This is a genomic window from Microvirga sp. HS2, assembly GCF_055792805.1.
On sequence record NZ_JBVVAJ010000010.1, the window covers coordinates 17,691 to 35,653 of the forward strand.

The following is a 17,963-nucleotide window of genomic DNA, read 5'->3' on the forward strand; positions in this document are numbered from 1 at the left end:
CGCAACCCAACGAAGCGCCACAACTACCGCAGCAGATGGGACAGGCGCTACCACGACGGTTCACGGAGGCCAGGCGAGCCATCCGCGACTACGTCGCTTCAGGTGATCGCGGGCGTTTGAGAGCTGGTCTAGGGAGTTACGTCAGGAAGGGCTATCGCGGATCCCGGAGCGCATCGGCTCGAATGGGCCAGGCTGCAACCTCGGCAAGTCGCACCTACGCCGTCCTGAGCGGGCTCGCGGATGGAACCATCACGCCTCGGGACCTTGGGTTTGATCCGACTGCTCTGACCGGCGCCACCATGGAGGATGTCGTAGACGCTCTGGTCGACGCGATCTGTGCGAACGATACCACTCTCGATGACGGGGCGGGTCGTATCGCGGTCGATGAAGCGCTCAGCGAGGTTCTTGATGCCCATCCTGACCTCGACCCGCTGGCAATGCCCGCCGAGCACACGCGCGAAGTCTGGCTACGCACGCTGGCCTATCATGTATTCGAGGACATCATGCTCGATCTCGGAGCCGGGCTACAGAATGGCGCAGGCGGCGACGCCGCTCTTCTGAACAATCGCCGGTTCGAGATCAGAGGTTTTGTCCGCGAATGTTATCGAGAGCAGTTGGGCGCGGTTGAGGCCGATGGACGGGTCCTTGATCGGACCACATGTGATGCCATCGCCCGCCACGTGAGTGGTTTGGTGCTTGATGTATTTGGGAGTTGGGCGGAATGAGAATCGCCGTTCTTCCCAACAACGTGCATGCGGAATCCCCTCATGATGTCAGAATCGCCCTATTCGAGCATGCGGAAGGCCCCGCGGTCGGCAGCGTCGGGACCATGGTTCGGCAGGAAACCCTCAGAACACTGGGTAGGACACCGTCGGCCAAGGCTTGGGACCTCGCCGCACTCGCGATGGCCGTGATCGCCGCTGACAGGCACGTCAACCGTGCCGCAGTGAGCGAGGACGGTTGGACACGTCAGATCCACCTGACGGTTGCTGTCACGGACGCCAATCGATGGGCCAGTCTGAGGGGTCACGTCGAGGGGATGCTACGATTTCTTACCGGTGACCTGTGGATGCTGGAGTTTGTACCTCACGGCGTGCATCCGGCTCCTCCCAGGCAGACCGTCGGCGGGCGTCCTGAGACATGCGTGTCACTGCTTTCGGGAGGTCTTGATAGCCTCATCGGCGCGATTGACCTCACCGCCGGGGGCCACTTGCCAATGTTCGTCAGCAATCGGGTCAAGGGAGATTGCAGCAAGCAAAGTGCCTTTGCTGCGGCCGTCGGGGCGGAGAACCGGATTCTATCCCTCAATCACAATGCCAGGACGAATGTGCCGAACCCAGAGATTTCACAGCGACCTCGGTCGCTCGCATTCTTGGCCTTCGGTGTGCTGGCCGCTACTACCCTCGACACATACCAAGCGGGCTCCACCATCGACCTGTACGTGCCGGAAAATGGCTTCATCAGCTTGAATGTCCCGCTCACGCCGTTGCGAACGGGGAGCCTGAGCACACGTACGACCCATCCTCGGTTTGTGTCTGAGATGCAAGGACTGCTGGATGCGCTTGGACTTAGGGTGCGCCTCGTGAATCCCTATCGACACAAGACCAAGGGTGAAATGATGGTCGAGTGTGCCGATCAAGCATTGCTGTCCCGACTTGCGCCCGAGTCGATGAGTTGCGGTCGAGGGGGACGGATCAACCGACATTGCGGGAAATGCCTACCCTGCCTGGTCCGGCGCTCCGCGTTCTTCCGACACGCGGGCACGGTTCAAGGCGACCGCACGACCCCGATCTATAAGAACCCTGATCCATCAGGCGCCTTCCATCAGCTAGCCTTCAGCCGCTATGACGATGTGATCCAGTGCTTGGCGGCCATTGATACTATGGATCGTCAGGGCGCACGGCGTTGGATCGGACCCGCGATCACGGCTGCGAAGGTACCGGATCCCGGGCCCTATCGTGACGTGGCGGCACGAGGTCTGGTAGAGATCAAGGAGTTCCTGCAAGCGGTCGGACTGGGTTGATTGATTTCCATTGCCACCTCGATCTCTATCCAAAGCCTGCGAACGTCGTCGCACAGGTAGCTAGTCGTGAAACGTACGTGCTTGCAGTCACGACGACACCAAGGGCTTTCGATGGCAATCTGCGCTTCGTCGGAGCGAATTCGCGTATCCGCGTCGCACTCGGGCTCCATCCCGAACTCGTGAAGGATAGACACCAGGAGGTGTCCCTGTTTTGCGCCATGCTGAGCCGGACACGCTACGTCGGCGAAGTCGGCTTGGATGGATCCCCAAAGCATCGCTCGACGCTTGATCTACAACGCGACGTGTTCCGTACGATACTGGAAGCCTGCAAGAGCCAAGGCGGCAAAATCATAAGCCTTCATTCACGGATGGCAGCAGGACAAGTTGTCGAGGAACTGGAACGGGCTGGCGCTGTCGGGACGCCGATCCTGCACTGGTTCTCCGGCACCCAGCGGGAGTTGAGCCGCGCCGTTGAGTTGGGTTGCTGGTTTAGCGTCGGCCCAGCCATGCTGGCTTCAACGAATGGTCGAAAACTGGCCAGCATTATGCCCCGTGATAGAATCCTGCCTGAAACCGACGGTCCGTTTGGACAAATCAATGGCCAGCCGCTGATGCCATGGGACAGCGAGCGTGTGCTTCCGATCCTCGCCGAACTTTGGCAGGTTCCAGAATTGGTTGTCGCGCGGGCTTTCAGCTCTAACCTGCGACGGCTCGTCTCCTGACCAACGCAATTGCTCCAGAACCGAACCGACGCACCGCGAAATCATCACAAGCGGCCCGTCTGTCTCCTATGCCGGCTATCCGAGTACGTTTAGATGAAGCTCTAGTCCGCTCATCGGGTGGCAAGCCGCCGTTCCAACAAAAATCCAGTCGGCATACCTTGACCCTCAGTGGACGTTGCTGGAGCCAAGGTTTGCCCGGCGAATTCCACTAGGCCTATCAGTGCAAAGGAAGCGGTTAGGCGGACTGCTTGGTCCCGTTCCGGAATGGTTCTGGGAAGATGTCGATTGGTGTCGCTCCGCAGTCCGGGCAATGCCAGAGATTTTTTGCCATCGTGGGGCCGTCGTGCGCGCCGTCACAGTGCAGGCAGTGCCATTCGGCTGACAAGCGACGGCCCAGGGGATGACGCGCCCGACCGTTATGGTCCGGCATGGTCGAACGACGTGGCCATTGGCATGCTACCTCGGCATAGATGCGACGGGCACGGATCGTCAGCAGTTGGGTGGCGCGCTCGATAAAGGTCGGATCGAGAGCTGCGACGGATTTAACGCGTCCGCCCAAACGCATGACCTCCGGCTTTGAAGAGGGTGCTTGGTCAAGGCGGATTTCCCAGCCCTGTGAACCGATGGCGACGCTGAACTCGTCGCCAACCATATAGAATGTGTGACCATCAAGCTCACCATGGATCTCGTCGGATTCCATGGGCTGGACGTATTCTGGCACCCAGCGGGTAAAGACAAGGCCATCGCCAAGCACGCTAAGGTCGTAACTTTGACCGGTAGCCGCAGCCGAACAAGTGTTTACGCGGTCTAAGAGCAGGTCCTCCAAGCTTTGCATCTGCTCGGTCGTGGGGCGCCACCCCTGCTTGTAGGTCTCAGCGAGGCCGCGCCAGTTAGGTTTACCCAGTTTTTCGGAGGCGATTTCTAAGGCGGCAATATGCTGAAGACGCTGCGCCCGGGCGAGCCGCTTTGCGAAAGATTTGATGGTGGCGAGAATGTCGGTGGCCATGATGATCCATTCCTTGTTGCAACGAATCCAACCGGGTGCCCACTGCCGACCGGACCCGTCCGAAGGAACGGTGTCAGTCTAAATCATCAAGAGCGCACTGCATGAGCTTCGCGTGGTGGGCACACCGGCCTGTGCGTCAAGGCCAAGTGCACAGTGCCTTCACAACGCCTCGGCGTCAAGAAGCGTTGAGACACGCTCTTTGAAGCAGTCAGGCCCCTGGCGTGCTCCGGAGACGTAAACTTTTTGGTCCGGTTCGACACTCAATTGCCGACGTTCGTTGGGCGGTGGGAAGGTGAAAGGTTGACCCGTAGCTGACTCTAGCTCGCCCGCGATGATATGGATCATGACAACAGAGTTTTGGGAGTGGTACTGGCGCCAGAGGTCCCCAAACGCTCTTCCATGTTCATGTTCAAACGGTTGTCTGCCCTGGCAAGCCGATGACCAGATGATTGACGGGCTGCGGAGTTTCCCTTCCGAAAGGCGGTTACCGTCAGGACCCGGCCTGTGGCCTCGTTCGGCTGGTGGGCTTGCCTTCCGAACGATCAGCGTGCCGGTCAACCGTCCTGGATGATCGAGCGGATCTTCTGCGCGAGTGCGTCGACCGCGAATGGCTTCGTGATCATCTGCATGCCAGGCTCGAGGAAGCCGGCGGCCAGGGTGGCGTTCTCGGCGTACCCGGTGATGAACAGGACCTTGAGGTCGCGGCGGCGCTCCCGGGCGGCGTCGGCGAGCTGGCGCCCGTTCAGGCCCGGCAGTCCCACGTCCGTGATCAGGAGATCGATGCGTCGCCTCGACTGGAGGATCTTCAGTCCCTCCGGTCCGTCCGCAGCCTCCAGGGTTCGGTAGCCGAGATCCTCCAGCACGTCGGTGATCAGGCTGCGCACCACCGGCTCGTCCTCGACCACCAGCACGATCTCGCCCGACTCTGCGCGGGGCGCCTCGGCCAGCGTCGCGGCCTCGATCTGCGCGTCAGTTTCGCCGCGGTAGCGCGGCAGGTAGATCTTGATCGTCGTGCCCTGACCCACCTCGCTGTAGATCTTCGCGTGGCCCTCCGACTGGCGGGCGAACCCATAGACCATCGACAGCCCCAGGCCCGTGCCCTGGCCAATGGGTTTCGTCGTGAAGAACGGATCGAACGCCCGCTCGATCACGTCCTGCGGCATGCCCGTTCCCGTGTCCGTCACGCAGATGCACACATACTGGCCCGGGTTCACGTCCCTCTGGGCCGCGACGTACGCATCGTCGAGGTGCGCGTTGCAGGTCTCGATGGTGAGCTTGCCGCCGTCCGGCATCGCATCGCGGGCATTGATGACGAGGTTCAGCAGCGCGCTCTCAAGCTGGTTGGGATCGCACAGCGTCGCCCAGAGGCCTCCCGCCAGCACAACCTCCAGGGCCACCGTCTCGCCGACCGTGCGCCGGAACAGGTCCTCCAATGAGGCCACGAGCGCATTGGCCTGCACGGGCCGTGGGTCGAGCGGCTGCCGGCGTGCGAAGGCCAGCAGGCGGTGCGTCAGGGCCGCCGCACGGTTGGCCGACGTGGTCGCGGCGGTCACGTAGCGGTCGATGCTCTCGAGCCGGCCCTGCGAGACGCGCGTGCGCAGCATGTCGAGAGAGCCCACGATCCCAGTCAGCAGGTTGTTGAAGTCGTGGGCGATGCCGCCCGTGAGCTGGCCCACCGCCTCCATCTTCTGCGACTGGCGCAAGGCGTCTTCGGCCTGACGCAGCGCCTCCGCCGCCGCCCGCTCCGCCGTAACGTCGCGGCCGATGGCGTAGAACAATCCCTCCTTGGGCACTGCCGTCCAGGAGATCAGCCGGTAGCTGCCGTCCCGGGCGCGGAAGCGGTTCTCGAAGCGGAAGGTTTGCACGCCTTCGTCAAGCCTGGTGAGCTCGGCCAGGGTGCTCTCGACATCGTCCGGGTGCACGAGACTCAGAAAGTCGGTCGTCAGCAGTTCCTCCTCGGACCAGCCGAGCATCGCGGTCCAAGCCGGGTTGACGGCGACCAGGGTCCCGTCCGAGCGGCACACATCCATCAGGTCCGTGCTGAGCCGCCAGATCTGGTCCCTTTCCCGGGTGCGGTCTTCGACCTCGGCTTCCAGGGTCTCGTTCAGACGCCGCAACGCCTCCTCGGCACGTCGGCGCTCCTCGATCTCGCGCTGTGCCCTCTGGAACAGGCGGGCGTTGTCGATGGCCACCGCCGCCCCGGCCGCAAGCGCGGCCATCAGCCGCTCCGAGCGCTCATGGAACTTGCCCGTCTCCGCATGCCCGAAGAACAGGCCGCCGATCACCTCGCCTGAGCGGGACGTTACGGGCACGGCCAGGTAACTGCGGACCGGCAGATGGCCCGGCGGCATGCCCCAGTAAGGCTCGGAGTGGCCATACCGCGAGTCCCTGGTGATGTCATCGGAACGGACGATGCCGTCGCCCGCGAAGGTCGGGGCGAACACCTTGGTGTTGCGCGGCATCGGAAACCTCGAGAACGCCTCCCGTGGAACCCCGGAGATCGTGTAGAGCATGTAGCTCTCGCCGGCCTCGTTCTCCACGTTATAGAAGAAGGCGCCGAACTGGGCCCCGGTGAGTTCGACCCCGGCATCCGTCACACGCTGGACGATACGGTCGAGGTCGAGTTCGGAGGCGACCGCCGCGAGAGCAGCGTTGAGCACCGCAAGGGAATGGGTTTCATCCGCGAGCTCACGCTGGTTGAGGACCTTGTCGGTCGTTTCCGTCGCGGCACAGAACATGCCGCAGATGGGGCCGCCGTCACCCCACACGGGATTGTAGGAGAAGCTGAACCAAGCGTCTTCTCGGTAGCCGTTCCGCTCCATCGGGATCAGCAGGTCCTCATGCCAAATCGCCTGCCCCGAGAGGGTCTGGTCTACGAGTGGCCTGATCTGCTCCCAGATGTCGGACCAGACCTCGGCAAAGGGCCGCCCCAGGGCGTCCGGGTGCTTGGCGCCGAAAATCGGGATGTAGTCATCGTTATAGAGGAAGGCGAGTTCCGGCCCCCAGGCGATGAACATGGGCTGCCTGGCATTGAGAATCAGGCGGACCAGGGCCCGCAGGGACTGCGGCCAGGTCTCCGGCTCTCCCAAGGGCGAAGTCGACCAGTCGTGCGCGCGCATGCGGGCGCCCATCTGCCCGCCCCCGGAGAGAAAGTCCCGATCGGTCTTGGGCGCTCGCATGTCCCTATCGTGCATCGCGATTCCGGGCGGAGGCTGGGGCAAGACGGGATCGTTCGCGTTCGGGACACCCTAACGGCTGCCCGACCGGAGCGGGTAAGTGGCCGACGTAGGTCGGGTCGGTCCGCGAGCTCCGGCGCGGGACGCCTTGGATCGTTCCTGTCGGCATGGGATGGGGCTGGGGGTCGGTAAGCGGTGGTCGAGAGGATGGGATCTAGGGCGGACGACCGGCGGCCGCAACGGGTCCGCCTATCTGGAGGTCTTTTAGGCCGCCAAGTGAACCTGTATTCTCTCCTGTAAGCCGTCGATGCCTATAGCACGTAACAGTCTCCAGCCTCGTTAATCAGCGTTTGAGCAGTCGCACGAGCGTCTCGGGATGAACCGGCTTTCCGATGAACATGGCCCCTTCCGGCAGGTCACCAAGCTTGGGAGCAGCCCGGCCAGAGGCGATCAGAACCCCGATCTCCTGCCGATTGGTGCGAATCTGGCGAGCCAACTCAAAGCCGTTGATGCTGCCCCGCGGCATCTCGACATCCGTCACTACAGCGTGAATGTCCGTGATCGCACTCAGAACCCGCAGGGCCTCATCCGCATGAGCGGCTTCGATCACCTTGAAGCCGGCATCCTCCAGCACGTCGGCAAGGGTCATCCGGACAAGGGCTTCGTCTTCGACCACGAGAATAAGAGGGCGTGGATTGGACTGTGGGCCAGGAATGGACGATGAAAGAGGGAGCAACGGTCTTTGTTCCTAATGCCGAGATCTCAAGCAATGTCTCCTAAGTAGGCACGCATCGGATGAGGTCGACCCTTACGGTGTGGCGCTGAGACAACTTGGCCAACGCTCTTTCCGGGGATCACGACCAGCGGGCTGGCACGGCTCCGGTGCGTTCTTCTCGGCGGCCGCCTGGAAGGATCAACCCGTCATCATGCGGATGATCTGAACGACATCCTTCATGCGGTAGGGCTTAGGGATGAAGCGCGCGTCGGGCGCTTCCCCGCTGAACCCGGACGGCAGTGCACCGGAGGACACCAGGACATGAATGTTCGGATAGGTTTTCCTGACCAGCCGCGCCAAGTCGAAGCCGTTCAGCGCCCCGGGCATGGTGACGTCGGTAAACACCACACCGATATCGCTCCGGGAGGTCAGCAGGGTGATGGCATAGTCGGCTGTGGGCGCCTCCAGCACCGTGAAGCCTTCGTCCTCAAATCCATCCACAGCCATGGCACGGACCATGGGATCGTCCTCGACGACAAGAACAAGGGAGGACACGTTCGGCGGCATGGGATTGGGAAGTAGCCGGTCCCGAAAACGGATCAATCTTCCATCCGCGGCCCTTCTGGATAGGAGCCCGTTATCCACAGGCGGCGTATGCCAACAAGACCTATCGGACTCTGGCCCTGGATGGGCTACTTCGTCCCATTGACCCAATCGCGCGTAGCGCGGATGTGGACCCAGTACAATAACAAGAAGAAACCCATGACCGCACCCGATCGAGTAGAACAACTCACGACTCTCCGGACAGCCCTCGGACTTTCGCAACCTGCGATGGCTCACCTTCTCGAATTAGGGACGCGCGAGTACCAGGCCTTCGAGTGGGGGGAAGCCGAGATTCCACATCTCTATATCCTGGCGGCCGAGCGGATTGCCGTGGCTCATGCCGTTTTATATCGCGCCCCGATGAAGGCCCCTCCTGCCCTCCGAGAGGAAGTCCTCGCTCTGGCGAGACTGGTTGACGCCACAACACCTGCTTAGCTGGTGAACGGTTGGCTGATCGGATGCGAACGGGAAGCCCCAGCCCATTGCGGAACTCTGCGATGCCACCAAGCAGCGCCGCGCTGCTGAGCGTCAGCTTCTCGGTGATTTCGGCTCAAGGACAGGTCTGGCCTGATCAGGGACCTTCTTCGAGGCTGTGACACGGGCCAGTTCCTGTCGGATCAGTTGAGCTGTCTTGGGACCAATGCCCGGAAGCGTGCGGATCTGGTCAGCCATCGCCCGGAGCCGGCCTAAGGTCGTGATGTCATCTCTGCGCAATGCCTCCCACGCCTCGAAGGGCAACCGCAGTCCCCTGATTGGTCCACCAATGGGTTCCCACCTGGCGTTGGGCATTTGTCTCAATCCCAGGGGCCTTCAGGTGCAGGGCAGACGAGGCAAGCCTCGAACAGCTCCCCTCTGAGGCCGAATCTCGACGCACTCGCGTTGCGCTGCTCGCTTCCACGCTGAGAACGATGGCGATCAACTCGCGTTCCCAAGGGGCTTATCGATACTCATTGCTTGCGTAGGAACTGGTTGAGGACCGTGACGGCGAGAGCGAACAACAAAGCACAGGTCGAAACGGTAGCGGCCAAGTGGGGGAAGAAATGCGCGACCAGTGCGTCCGGGGTATACCCAACATGGTCATGACTGAAATGACGGATCGTGGCGAGGACGATGCCGGTCATAAATCCCACGACTGTGGCCATGGAAACACTCCACGGCTCTGCCGATTCCGATCTCCTGCGCATGGTCACTCTCATTGTGGTCGGCTAGCCCCAATCTGCGCGGCTCGGCAAGACCAATGCATGACGACCCGATAAGAAAGCCTAACGGATCCGAGCGGCTTTTATTCCCCGCGGAAGGATCGGCAAGTGGTTCTATTGGCGGTGCTACGATTTGCGGCTAGATACCAGAATGAGACCTTAGCAGTATCGATGCCGCCTCAGGTCTCGGTTGGGCGCCCTGGCATCGCCTTGGATCCAGGGACCATCAATGCGCTGCTATTTTCACCTGGTGAATGGTCACGAGATCATTCTCGATGACAACGGCATCGAGGTCTCGGATCTGGCCATGGCCGAGGAAATGGCTCTGCACGCCATCGACGACCTCAGGAACGAGGCAGGGCCGCACGGCGCATCATGGCAGGGCTGGAGACTTGATATCGTGGATTCCTCCGGCCGGATCCTTGCGTCGATCCCCTTGGATCCCACTATTCACTAACCGCAAGCGGATCGTCAGGCGCTCAGGCCAGAGGCATCAGCCGTATCACACTATCCCTGTGCCTGAACGACAGCCCAGGCGAGCAGGCCTAGTGCGACGAACAAGCCAAGCCAATGGAGCACGCGAGACAACCTGTCAGTGGCGGGTGACGTCTTCTTGACCACGAGGAGCATGTCATCACCGTCATCCATATCGAGGGGCTCCTCCAAAGCGCGCCAGAAAGTTCCCCCATTGACTACGTCACGGGCCCTTATGTTCCCCATTAGTCGCCACTTAAGAAAGGCGCTGCCGCGATTTTGGAAGCCCAAGCGTCGAAAGAAACCTTCAGCCCGGTTCCCGTCTACTCCTTCGAGAAGCCCTCCCTCCTCTTGCGGGAGCATTTCTCCTTGCACTCATGGTGATAGCATCCCTCATTCAAACAGGGGCTGGTCGCTGAGGAACCGATGGCCGGCAAGAACATCACCCGAGAGGATCTGGCCGAGGCCGTCTATCAGAGGGTCGGCCTCTCACGCGCGGACTCCGCCGCATTCGTTAAGCAGGTCATCCGAGAGATATGCGATACCCTGGCCACAGGCGAGACGGTGAAACTTTCCGCATTTGGTGTCTTCACTGTTCGTGAGAAAGGCAAGCGCGCCGGCCGCAACCCGAAAACCAACATCGAGGTGCCGATCGAAGCCCACCGTGCAGTCACCTTCAGGGCCTCACCTGTACTCAAGGCACTCATCAATCGCGGCAAGTAGGAGAGCCGAGGCCTTCGTGGGGTAACGATCAAGTGCTCGAGGGCCCCTTTGTCGATGGCGTGCTGGAACAGTGACAGGAAGCTCCTGCTCCTGTCGGCTAGGCACGAGGTGATGGGCGAGTTCACCGTGAAAGGCTGGCTCAGGGGGCTCGGTTGGGCGGCAACGGCTGTGATGGCGCTAGCCGCCGTCGCCATGGTGGTCACATCCTTCTGAAAGGAAGAGGCGAGAAGCCGCCGGGCTTTAGCTGCGCACGATGCCTACCGTCTGATGCCGAAACGTCTCAAATTGGCACGTTCCGGTCGGGCGCTGAACTTCCGCTTTGGACAGGAACACCGGACGTTCCTGCCAGTGAACGAATTTCATTGCCTGACCGATGTCGTTGAAAAACTCTGCGGGTCGAGCGTCTGGGTGCCCGGCCGTCGCTTCTTAGCGGCTGAGGCGGAGGTGACCGGAGCCAGAGGCCGCAGGCCTTAGCCCGCCCCCTTTCTCAGGCGGGCGCTGCCGCGGCCAGCCGAGCCATGCGGCGCAGGTTCTGGATCGACCACACCGTCCTGTCGAACGGCTGGGTCCTGTCGGTCGGAGCGGACATCACGGCCCTGAAGCAGAACGAGAAGTCCCTGCGCCAAGCCCATGACGCGGCCCTGCTGGCCTCTAGGACCGACCAGCTCACGGGCCTGCCCAACCGCCGCCGCATCCTGGAGCTGCTCGATCGCGCGCTCGTCGAACACGCGGCAGCCGGCTCCAGCCTCTGCATCGCCGTGATCGACATCGACCGTTTCAAGGCCGCCAACGACACGTACGGACACGATGCCGGGGACGCGGTCCTGCGCCATTTCGCCGATACCGGCCGTGCGAGGGTGCGGGCGCAGGACGTGATTGGCCGGATGGACGGCGAGGAGTTCCTGCTCGTCCTCCTGGGTGCCGGCCCCGGCGACGCCTCCCGCGTCGTCGCCCGGGTCCGGCACGGCTTCCCTCCGGCGAGGCTGGCCGAGGACGGGATCCGGCTGCCCTGCACCTTCAGTGCCGGGGTCGCGGAAGCGACGGCGGGGGACGACCGGAGTTCTATCCTGCGGCGCGCCGACCGCGCCCTCTACGCCGCGAAGGGCGGGGGGCGGAATTGCACTATGGTCGGCGTCGCGGCGGGGTGAGGGCCGCCGCGGCAACGGTCCGGTAGCGGCCTGGGGCGGGCGCAATGCGAACGGGTGGGTCGGACCTTCGGATTGCCGATACCGCTTCCATTCTGCCCCTCGGCCCGTCCGCCGGAACCCAATCCTCAGGACCGGGAAGCCATCGTCCTGCACCGGCCCGTCCACCCCGGGCTTGCCCCTATCCTTGGGCGCCATAGCTATGACCATCTTCTCCGGGGCGGCATCTTGCAAGACGGTTTCGACGACTACTTCGTGATCCAGCCGATCGGCGGCCTCTGGGCGGTCGTCGGCGGCGAGATCATCGTCGCCCGATGCCCCAGCGCTCAAGAGGCCATCCGGGCCGCCATCCGGGTGGCCGCCAGGACTGCAAGCTACGGCCGGAGGGTCCTGGTCCTAGCCGAAGAGCCGGAAGGTGGCCGCACCGTCATCTGGGACTCGACGCGCGACGGCTTCAGCGAAGCCTGAGCCGATCCGCGTTCGGACCGCCCGGCAGATCGTTCGCCACGCCGTGCGCCGCACTCCTCCGGAGCATCCGAACGGGGAAACATGCTGCGGATGCGGGGGTGTTCCGCCGGCGGCTCGATGGCCGCGATGCCGCCGCATAGCCTTGTAATGGGTCTGATACCTTCCGTCCGTCATTTTCCGGTGCCGTCGGCCGATCCTGTAAGGCAGGGAAACAGCAGCTCGACCGTCGTTCCTCCGCCGGGCCTGCTCGTGATGCGAGTATCCCCGCCGATGTGGTGCATGAACCCGTAGACCTGCGCCAGGCCGAGCCCGGTGCCGTGGTCGCCCTTGGTCGTGAACAGCGGCTCGAACGCCCGCCTCAGGGCCGCCGGAGCCATGCCTGTGCCGGTGTCGCGCACGAGGATCCGGACGTACGAGCCGGGCTTCAGCGACGGAGTCGGATCCGGCTCGACCCGGAACGTGGTGCCGATGGTGATCGTCCCGCCGTCAGGCATCGCATCCCTCGCGTTGATGACGAGGTTGAGGAGCGCCGCATCGAACTGGGCGCGGTCGACGAGCACGGGCGGCAGGCCATCCACCAGGTCCAGGGTCAGGGCCACGCCAGGGCCGGCCGCCTGCCGCAGCATTGGCTCCAGTGACCGGAGCAACGCGTTCGCGTCCTCAGCCGTCAGCTCCGGCGACTGGTGCCTAGCGAAGGCGAGCAGCCTCGCGGTCAGGTCCGCGCTTCGGTCAAGGGCGTCGCGCAGTGCCCTGACGTGCACCGTCATTCGCGAGGGATCGTTGATGTGGTCCTCCACCAACGTCAGACGCATGCTCGCGACGGCAAGCAGGTTGTTGAAGTCGTGCGCGATCCCGCCCGTCATCTGGCCGAGCATCCCGAGCCTTTGCGCCGCGAATGCCCGCTGCCGGGCCAGACGGCGCTCGAGGCGGCGCTGCACGAACCCGTGTGCAACCACGAGGCTGAGGCCGCCGATGAGCAGGAAAGCGCCGACGCTCCAGGACGCGGAGGCTCTCCAGTCGGCGAGGACCGCCTCCCGGCTGAGAGCGACGGTGACGACGAGCGGAAGGTCCTTGACGGCACGGTAGCTGACGATGCGCTCGAGACCATCGACCTGGCTGAAGGCGACGTACGTCCCGCTCCGGCTGCGGGGCAGGTGCTCCGTGAAGAGCTTCAATGAGGCAAACCGCTGCCCGACCGACTCCGAGCCGATCGGCGCCCGCGCGATCAGCGTCGCATCGGCATGCAGGAGATTGATGACGTCGCCGGGGCCAAGGCGGAGCTCGCCGAAGAACCTGTCGTAGAAGGCCGGCTCGACGGCGGCGACCACGATCCCGCCGAACGAGCCGTCGGAGCGGTCCACCCGGCGGCTGATGCTGACGAACCACCGGTTCACCGAGCGGCTGAGCAGCGGCCGGCCGATGTACAGCCCGACGGAGGGATCACCCTCGTGGACCTTGAAGTACTCGCGGTCGGCGAGGCTCACCCGCGGCGTCGCGGGATGGTCGGTGTCGTGGGTGATGAAGCCGTCGGCCCCGATGACGAACAGGGCACGCACGTGCGGCAGGACCCCGAGCCGTTTCGCCAGCACCTGCTGGAAGGCCTGGTCGTGCTCGGGGATGGAGAAGTTTCGTACCGCATCGGCCATGCCCTGGAGCACGAGGTCTACCGCCTGGACGCTGCGGAGGGTCTGCTCCTCGAGCAGGCGGCTGAGCTCGCTCGCCCTGGCGTGCCCCGCCTCCAGCGCCCGGGTGTGGCCCGCGCGAAGGACGACCGCGAGCACGATGCAGGCGACCAGCACGGCGGCCGCGGTGGCGAGGAAGGCGGGATGGCGCACCACGCTCCCCTGCTCGCGGACGCGGACCAAGGCCCGCCGAAGTCCATCGATGTGGAGCCTGGATGCGATCGTCGAACGGGTCGGGACGACCATTCGGGTTTCCCTTAAACGGAGACGCGACGCAACTCGAAAGCAGGACGTGGCAAAGCCGAAGTCACGCCCGTCGCGGCAGGTACGTCCCGGGACGGTGACGGGCGATTGCTTCGCTTGATCTGTATCGCGACTTCAGCTTGGCCGCACGAGGATTGATGGGGATCAGGACGTGATCCGTCAAGCAGTCTTGCATTTCCGACGGCGCGGGCGCTTTCGGCCATCGATGTGACGCGGAGCCTCCTCCAACGCGAGGATCGCGTGTCGGATGCCTCACCCGCCACAGGCCTCTCCAATGCACGTTCCCATCCTCGAAACCATGGATCACGTCTCCCCCCTGCGGCCTTACCCCTTCGCGCCATTGAACCGTGGCCGTGAACGTTTATCTCTTCGGCCATGACAGAGAACATCGATCGTCCCGCCACTCTCGCCCTCGACGACGCCATCCGCGCCCATCTGGGCGAGCAGTTGCGGGTTCTCTACGGGAACCCTGACGAGATCAGGCTGCCGCAGCATCTGGCCCGTCTCGCTGACCGGGTGGCGCAGGTCATCCGCGCCCACACGGAGCCGGTCGACCAGGCCTTCGTGGACGCGATCATGCAGGCGCTCCCGTCGCTGCGGGCGTTCGCGATTTCGCTGACGAAAAGCCTCGATCGGGCCGAGGACCTCGTGCAGGACACCGTGCTCAGAGCGATCAGCAAGCAGGAGCGGTTCGAGCCCGGCACGAACATGAATGCCTGGCTCTTCACCATCCTGCGCAATGCCTTCTTCTCGGCCCACCGCAAGACGCAGAGGGAAATCGAGGACGCCGACGGATCCCACGCGAGCACGCTCATCACCGTTGCCGACCAAGAGGACAAGATCGTGATCAGGGACCTGGAGGCGGCGCTGGCGAAGCTCTCGCCCGAGCACCGGGATGCCCTGATCCTGGTCGGCGCGGAGGGCATGGCCTACGAGGAGGCCGCGACCGCGCTGGGCGTGAAGGTCGGCACGATGAAGAGCCGCGTCAACCGTGCCCGCACCCGGCTGGCCGAACTGATGGGACTGGACCTCTCCGACGCGGGGTGAGCCGTCCGCCGTCACGGGCGCGCTTCATTCCCCGGGGAACATCAATCGCAACGGCCCGATGGCGCATCATCGCGGCGACGGGCCGCTTGCCGTGGATGAGCCGGATCGCCGTCTGCGGGTCATTGTCGTGCCGACGTGGCGGGCTACCCGCTCCGGATGAGCGAGGTCGAGGACGGCCCCTTTGCCCGGCTCCAGAGCCTGCTGGCCGACGCGGTGCTGCCGAACCGGCGCGCCTGGACGGCGGTCGTTGCTCCGGCCGGGATCGGCTCTACTTCCTGGCCACGGGGCAACCGGCCGGAACGCCGTTTCAAGGGAAGCACACGATGAGCATCTTCAGCAGGATCAAGGACGCCATCTTCGGATCCGCGACGGCGCAGGAAGCGCCTCAGGCCCCATCCGCCCCGGCACAGCCCACCCAGGGAGCTGGCGCAGCCCCTGCCGGGACGACGACCGCTTCGACCGCACAAGGGACGGCGAGTTCGCCGGCCCCGAGCGCAGCGCCGATGTCCCAGGTCGACGTCGAGGCGGTGCTGACTGGCCTCGCCGCGAAGAAGGGTCAGAAGCTCGACTGGCGCAAGTCGATCGTCGACCTGATGAAGCTGCTCGATCTCGACAGCAGCCTCGAGGCTCGCAAGGAACTTGCGAAGGAACTGAACTACACCGGCGACACCTCCGACTCCGCCACCATGAACGTCTGGCTGCACAAGCAGGTCATGGCCAAGCTCGCCGCGAGCGGCGGCAAGGTGCCCGACGACCTGAGAGGCTAGGAACGCGGCGGGTTTTCCGCGCCGATGCATCCCTGCTGGTGCCAACACCGGGGGTGACTCGGAGGCCTCCCCCGAAAGAGCCGGGGCGCCCCAGATGGTGAAACAGGGCCAACTCCCTAGTTTAACCTGTGTTGCACCGCCGTTCCTGCCTTGAGAGAGCCGCGACATGAGGTTCAGGTCCGAGTTGACGGTCGTCACCTGCCTTGGCGTGGTGCCGATGGCGTACGCCCCTGCGAGACCGGCACCGCAGGTTTCTTCGGAAGTAGGTTCGCTATCTGCCGCGCTCGAGGTTCCGAAGCCAGTCTTCAATCCGTACAGATGGAGTGAGCCTCATGCTTGAGGAGTTCAAGCAGTTCGCCCTGCGGGGCAATGTCGTCGACCTGGCGGTCGGCGTGATCATCGGCGTGGCGTTCGGGGCCATCGTGACCTCGCTGGTGCAGGACATCATCATGCCGATCATCGGCGCGGTGACGGGCGGGCTGGATTTCTCGAACTACTATCTGCGCCTGTCCTCGGCCGTGCAGGAGGGGGCCCCATACGCCGACGCCAAGAAGCAGGGAGCCGTCCTCGGCTATGGGCAGTTCATCACGGTCGCCCTGAACTTCCTGATCGTCGCCTGGGTCCTGTTCCTCGTCATCCGCGCCATGAACAGGATGATGCGGAAGGAGGATGCCAAGGTCGACGTGGCCAAGGCGCCGGAGATCCCGGCCGACGTGAAGCTTCTGTCCGAGATCAGGGATCTCCTGGCGACCGGTCAGGGAGCAGGCGGTGCCGGCACCAGGCCGGTGAGAGGCCCCTAGGCCACCGACACGAGCGGCACCGTGGGAATCCCAATTGCCGTGGATCGTTCAGGTCCGAAATCGGGAGCGACCTGAACCCCGTCGAAGGCCTTCCGTAGCTCCCGTCACATCAATCCAAGGAGCATCGCAATGAGTCGCGGATTTCCATCGATGACGGCCCTGCTGGGCCTGCTCGCTGTCGCAGGCTATCAGAACCGGGACAAGATCGCCGAGATGCTGAGGAGAGCCGGATCGAGCGCTCCGGGCACGCCGGACCAGGCTGGCCAGCAGGGTGGCCTGGGCGGCCTTCTTGGCAGCTTGGGCGGCGCCGGTCCCGGCGGATCGGGCCAGGGCGATCAGCAGGCGGGCCTCGGCGACCTGCTCGGAGGCCTGGGCAGCGGCGGGCTCGGGGGCTTGCTCGGCGGTGGCCTCGGTGAGTTGATGGAGAGCTTCAAACAGCAGGGGCAAGGCGACGTGGCCGAGTCCTGGGTCGGCACCGGACCGAACAAGCCCATCGCTCCCGACCAGCTCGAACAGGCGATCGGTCCCGACGTGCTGACAACCTTGACCCAGAAGACCGGCCTGTCGCGGGAGGAGCTTCTGTCGCGGCTTTCGACGACCCTGCCCGAGGCCGTGGACAAATACACCCCAGATGGACGTCTTCCAGACGCGACGGAGGCGCCGCGTTCCTGATCCGGCATCCAAGGAGAATGCCAAGGGCCGGTTCATGTTAACCTTGAGAGGCATGGGAGGAGAAGATGGCTGAAGACTGGACAGCGGACGTGCAGAAATACGCTCCGGACGCGGACCGGAATGCGATTGCCGGAATTGTCCGTCACTGCGGCATCTCCTTGCAAAAGCGAGATTCGTCCCTGGTCTCGCTGAGCGACAGGGAGGAGGTTGCCCGCGTGCGGGAGGGTTTCCTGAAAAAGAAGCTCGGCCTGGCCGATTCCGATGCCGACCTCGACAAGGCGATCATGGCGGTCGGCGACAGGATGAAGGGCGACCGGACGAAGAACAGGGTCACCGTCTACTACCTGCTGGCCGAGCACTTCGGGAAGCTGTCGATGTTCGGTGGCCCGAACTCCGCGGCGGGAACGGGCTGAGCTCCCGGACATCCCTTCCTTGCTGGCCGCGGCTGCGCCGAACCGACGTGCCGCAGTACCGATC

The 17,963-nt window shown here is 63.8% G+C and carries 20 protein-coding genes; 13 read left to right on the forward strand and 7 right to left on the reverse strand.

Annotated features, from left to right (window positions below; genetic code table 11):
• The first annotated feature begins 182 nt into the window (after positions 1-182).
• The 3 genes from ACS5Q0_RS11080 to qatD are packed head-to-tail and all read left to right on the forward strand — an operon-like array spanning position 183 to position 2,745.
• Entirely contained in the window at positions 183-725 is a 543-nt protein-coding gene (locus ACS5Q0_RS11080; protein ID WP_473126688.1) for a hypothetical protein, read from the forward strand.
• On the forward strand, positions 722-2,023 hold the full coding sequence (gene qatC, locus ACS5Q0_RS11085) for a Qat anti-phage system QueC-like protein QatC (protein WP_473126689.1): 1,302 nt from the start codon (positions 722-724) through the stop codon (positions 2,021-2,023). The genes ACS5Q0_RS11080 and qatC overlap by 4 nt, the downstream gene beginning before the upstream one ends.
• Positions 2,020-2,745 (forward strand): Qat anti-phage system TatD family nuclease QatD, encoded by a 726-nt coding sequence (gene qatD, locus ACS5Q0_RS11090; RefSeq protein WP_473126690.1) that lies wholly within the window; start codon positions 2,020-2,022, stop codon positions 2,743-2,745. The genes qatC and qatD overlap by 4 nt, the downstream gene beginning before the upstream one ends.
• Before the next feature lie 235 nt (positions 2,746-2,980).
• On the opposite strand, the gene ACS5Q0_RS11095 is transcribed toward qatD, so the two are convergent.
• From ACS5Q0_RS11095 to ACS5Q0_RS11115, 5 genes are all read right to left on the reverse strand, one after another.
• Positions 2,981-3,751 carry a hypothetical protein gene (locus ACS5Q0_RS11095; protein WP_473126691.1) on the reverse strand — a complete coding sequence of 257 codons (771 nt, stop codon included), beginning with the start codon at positions 3,749-3,751 and terminating at the stop codon, positions 2,981-2,983.
• 554 nt (positions 3,752-4,305) lie between these two features.
• Positions 4,306-6,930 carry a response regulator gene (locus tag ACS5Q0_RS11100; RefSeq protein WP_473126692.1) on the reverse strand — a complete coding sequence of 875 codons (2,625 nt, stop codon included), beginning with the start codon at positions 6,928-6,930 and terminating at the stop codon, positions 4,306-4,308.
• A 340-nt stretch (positions 6,931-7,270) separates the two neighbouring features.
• Positions 7,271-7,603, reverse strand: coding sequence for a response regulator (locus ACS5Q0_RS11105; RefSeq protein WP_473126693.1), 333 nt, complete (start codon positions 7,601-7,603; stop codon positions 7,271-7,273).
• A gap of 237 nt (positions 7,604-7,840) precedes the next feature.
• On the reverse strand, positions 7,841-8,245 hold the full coding sequence (locus ACS5Q0_RS11110; protein ID WP_473126694.1) for a response regulator: 405 nt from the start codon (positions 8,243-8,245) through the stop codon (positions 7,841-7,843).
• Positions 8,246-9,192: 947 nt separating this feature from the next.
• The gene (locus ACS5Q0_RS11115) at positions 9,193-9,387 is read right to left on the reverse strand and encodes a hypothetical protein (RefSeq protein WP_473126695.1); all 195 of its coding nucleotides are present in this window, start codon (positions 9,385-9,387) and stop codon (positions 9,193-9,195) included.
• A 286-nt stretch (positions 9,388-9,673) separates the two neighbouring features.
• Here ACS5Q0_RS11115 and ACS5Q0_RS11120 point away from each other — a divergent pair, with 286 nt between their 5' ends.
• The gene (locus ACS5Q0_RS11120; RefSeq protein ID WP_473126696.1) at positions 9,674-9,901 is read left to right on the forward strand and encodes a DUF6894 family protein; all 228 of its coding nucleotides are present in this window, start codon (positions 9,674-9,676) and stop codon (positions 9,899-9,901) included.
• A 50-nt stretch (positions 9,902-9,951) separates the two neighbouring features.
• Here the strand turns inward: ACS5Q0_RS11120 and ACS5Q0_RS11125 are convergent, their stop codons facing one another.
• Positions 9,952-10,092, reverse strand: coding sequence for a hypothetical protein (locus ACS5Q0_RS11125; RefSeq protein WP_473126697.1), 141 nt, complete (start codon positions 10,090-10,092; stop codon positions 9,952-9,954).
• A 252-nt stretch (positions 10,093-10,344) separates the two neighbouring features.
• Between ACS5Q0_RS11125 and ACS5Q0_RS11130 the strand changes: the two genes are divergently transcribed.
• From ACS5Q0_RS11130 to ACS5Q0_RS11145, 4 genes are all read left to right on the forward strand, one after another.
• Entirely contained in the window at positions 10,345-10,641 is a 297-nt protein-coding gene (locus tag ACS5Q0_RS11130; RefSeq protein WP_473126698.1) for an integration host factor subunit alpha, read from the forward strand.
• 54 nt (positions 10,642-10,695) lie between these two features.
• Positions 10,696-10,854, forward strand: coding sequence for a hypothetical protein (locus tag ACS5Q0_RS11135; protein WP_473126699.1), 159 nt, complete (start codon positions 10,696-10,698; stop codon positions 10,852-10,854).
• A 305-nt stretch (positions 10,855-11,159) separates the two neighbouring features.
• Positions 11,160-11,789, forward strand: coding sequence for a GGDEF domain-containing protein (locus tag ACS5Q0_RS11140; protein ID WP_473126700.1), 630 nt, complete (start codon positions 11,160-11,162; stop codon positions 11,787-11,789).
• A 225-nt stretch (positions 11,790-12,014) separates the two neighbouring features.
• A complete protein-coding gene (locus ACS5Q0_RS11145; protein ID WP_473126701.1) occupies positions 12,015-12,254 on the forward strand; it encodes a hypothetical protein in 240 nt (79 codons plus the stop codon).
• A 170-nt stretch (positions 12,255-12,424) separates the two neighbouring features.
• On the opposite strand, the gene ACS5Q0_RS11150 is transcribed toward ACS5Q0_RS11145, so the two are convergent.
• Entirely contained in the window at positions 12,425-14,182 is a 1,758-nt protein-coding gene (locus ACS5Q0_RS11150; protein WP_473126702.1) for a hybrid sensor histidine kinase/response regulator, read from the reverse strand.
• A gap of 393 nt (positions 14,183-14,575) precedes the next feature.
• Here ACS5Q0_RS11150 and ACS5Q0_RS11155 point away from each other — a divergent pair, with 393 nt between their 5' ends.
• The 5 genes from ACS5Q0_RS11155 (at position 14,576) to ACS5Q0_RS11175 (ending at position 17,899) form a co-directional block, all read left to right on the forward strand.
• Positions 14,576-15,247, forward strand: a complete 672-nt coding sequence (locus tag ACS5Q0_RS11155) for a sigma-70 family RNA polymerase sigma factor (RefSeq protein ID WP_473126703.1) — start codon at positions 14,576-14,578, stop codon at positions 15,245-15,247.
• Positions 15,248-15,570: 323 nt separating this feature from the next.
• Entirely contained in the window at positions 15,571-16,014 is a 444-nt protein-coding gene (locus ACS5Q0_RS11160; protein WP_473126704.1) for a DUF3597 domain-containing protein, read from the forward strand.
• Between the two features lie 332 nt (positions 16,015-16,346).
• Complete coding sequence (mscL, locus tag ACS5Q0_RS11165) at positions 16,347-16,814, forward strand: large conductance mechanosensitive channel protein MscL (RefSeq protein ID WP_473126705.1); 468 nt, start codon at positions 16,347-16,349, stop codon at positions 16,812-16,814.
• A gap of 129 nt (positions 16,815-16,943) precedes the next feature.
• Positions 16,944-17,486, forward strand: coding sequence for a YidB family protein (locus ACS5Q0_RS11170; RefSeq protein WP_473126706.1), 543 nt, complete (start codon positions 16,944-16,946; stop codon positions 17,484-17,486).
• Between the two features lie 65 nt (positions 17,487-17,551).
• Positions 17,552-17,899 (forward strand): DUF2853 family protein, encoded by a 348-nt coding sequence (locus ACS5Q0_RS11175; protein WP_473126707.1) that lies wholly within the window; start codon positions 17,552-17,554, stop codon positions 17,897-17,899.
• Positions 17,900-17,963: the final 64 nt, after the last annotated feature.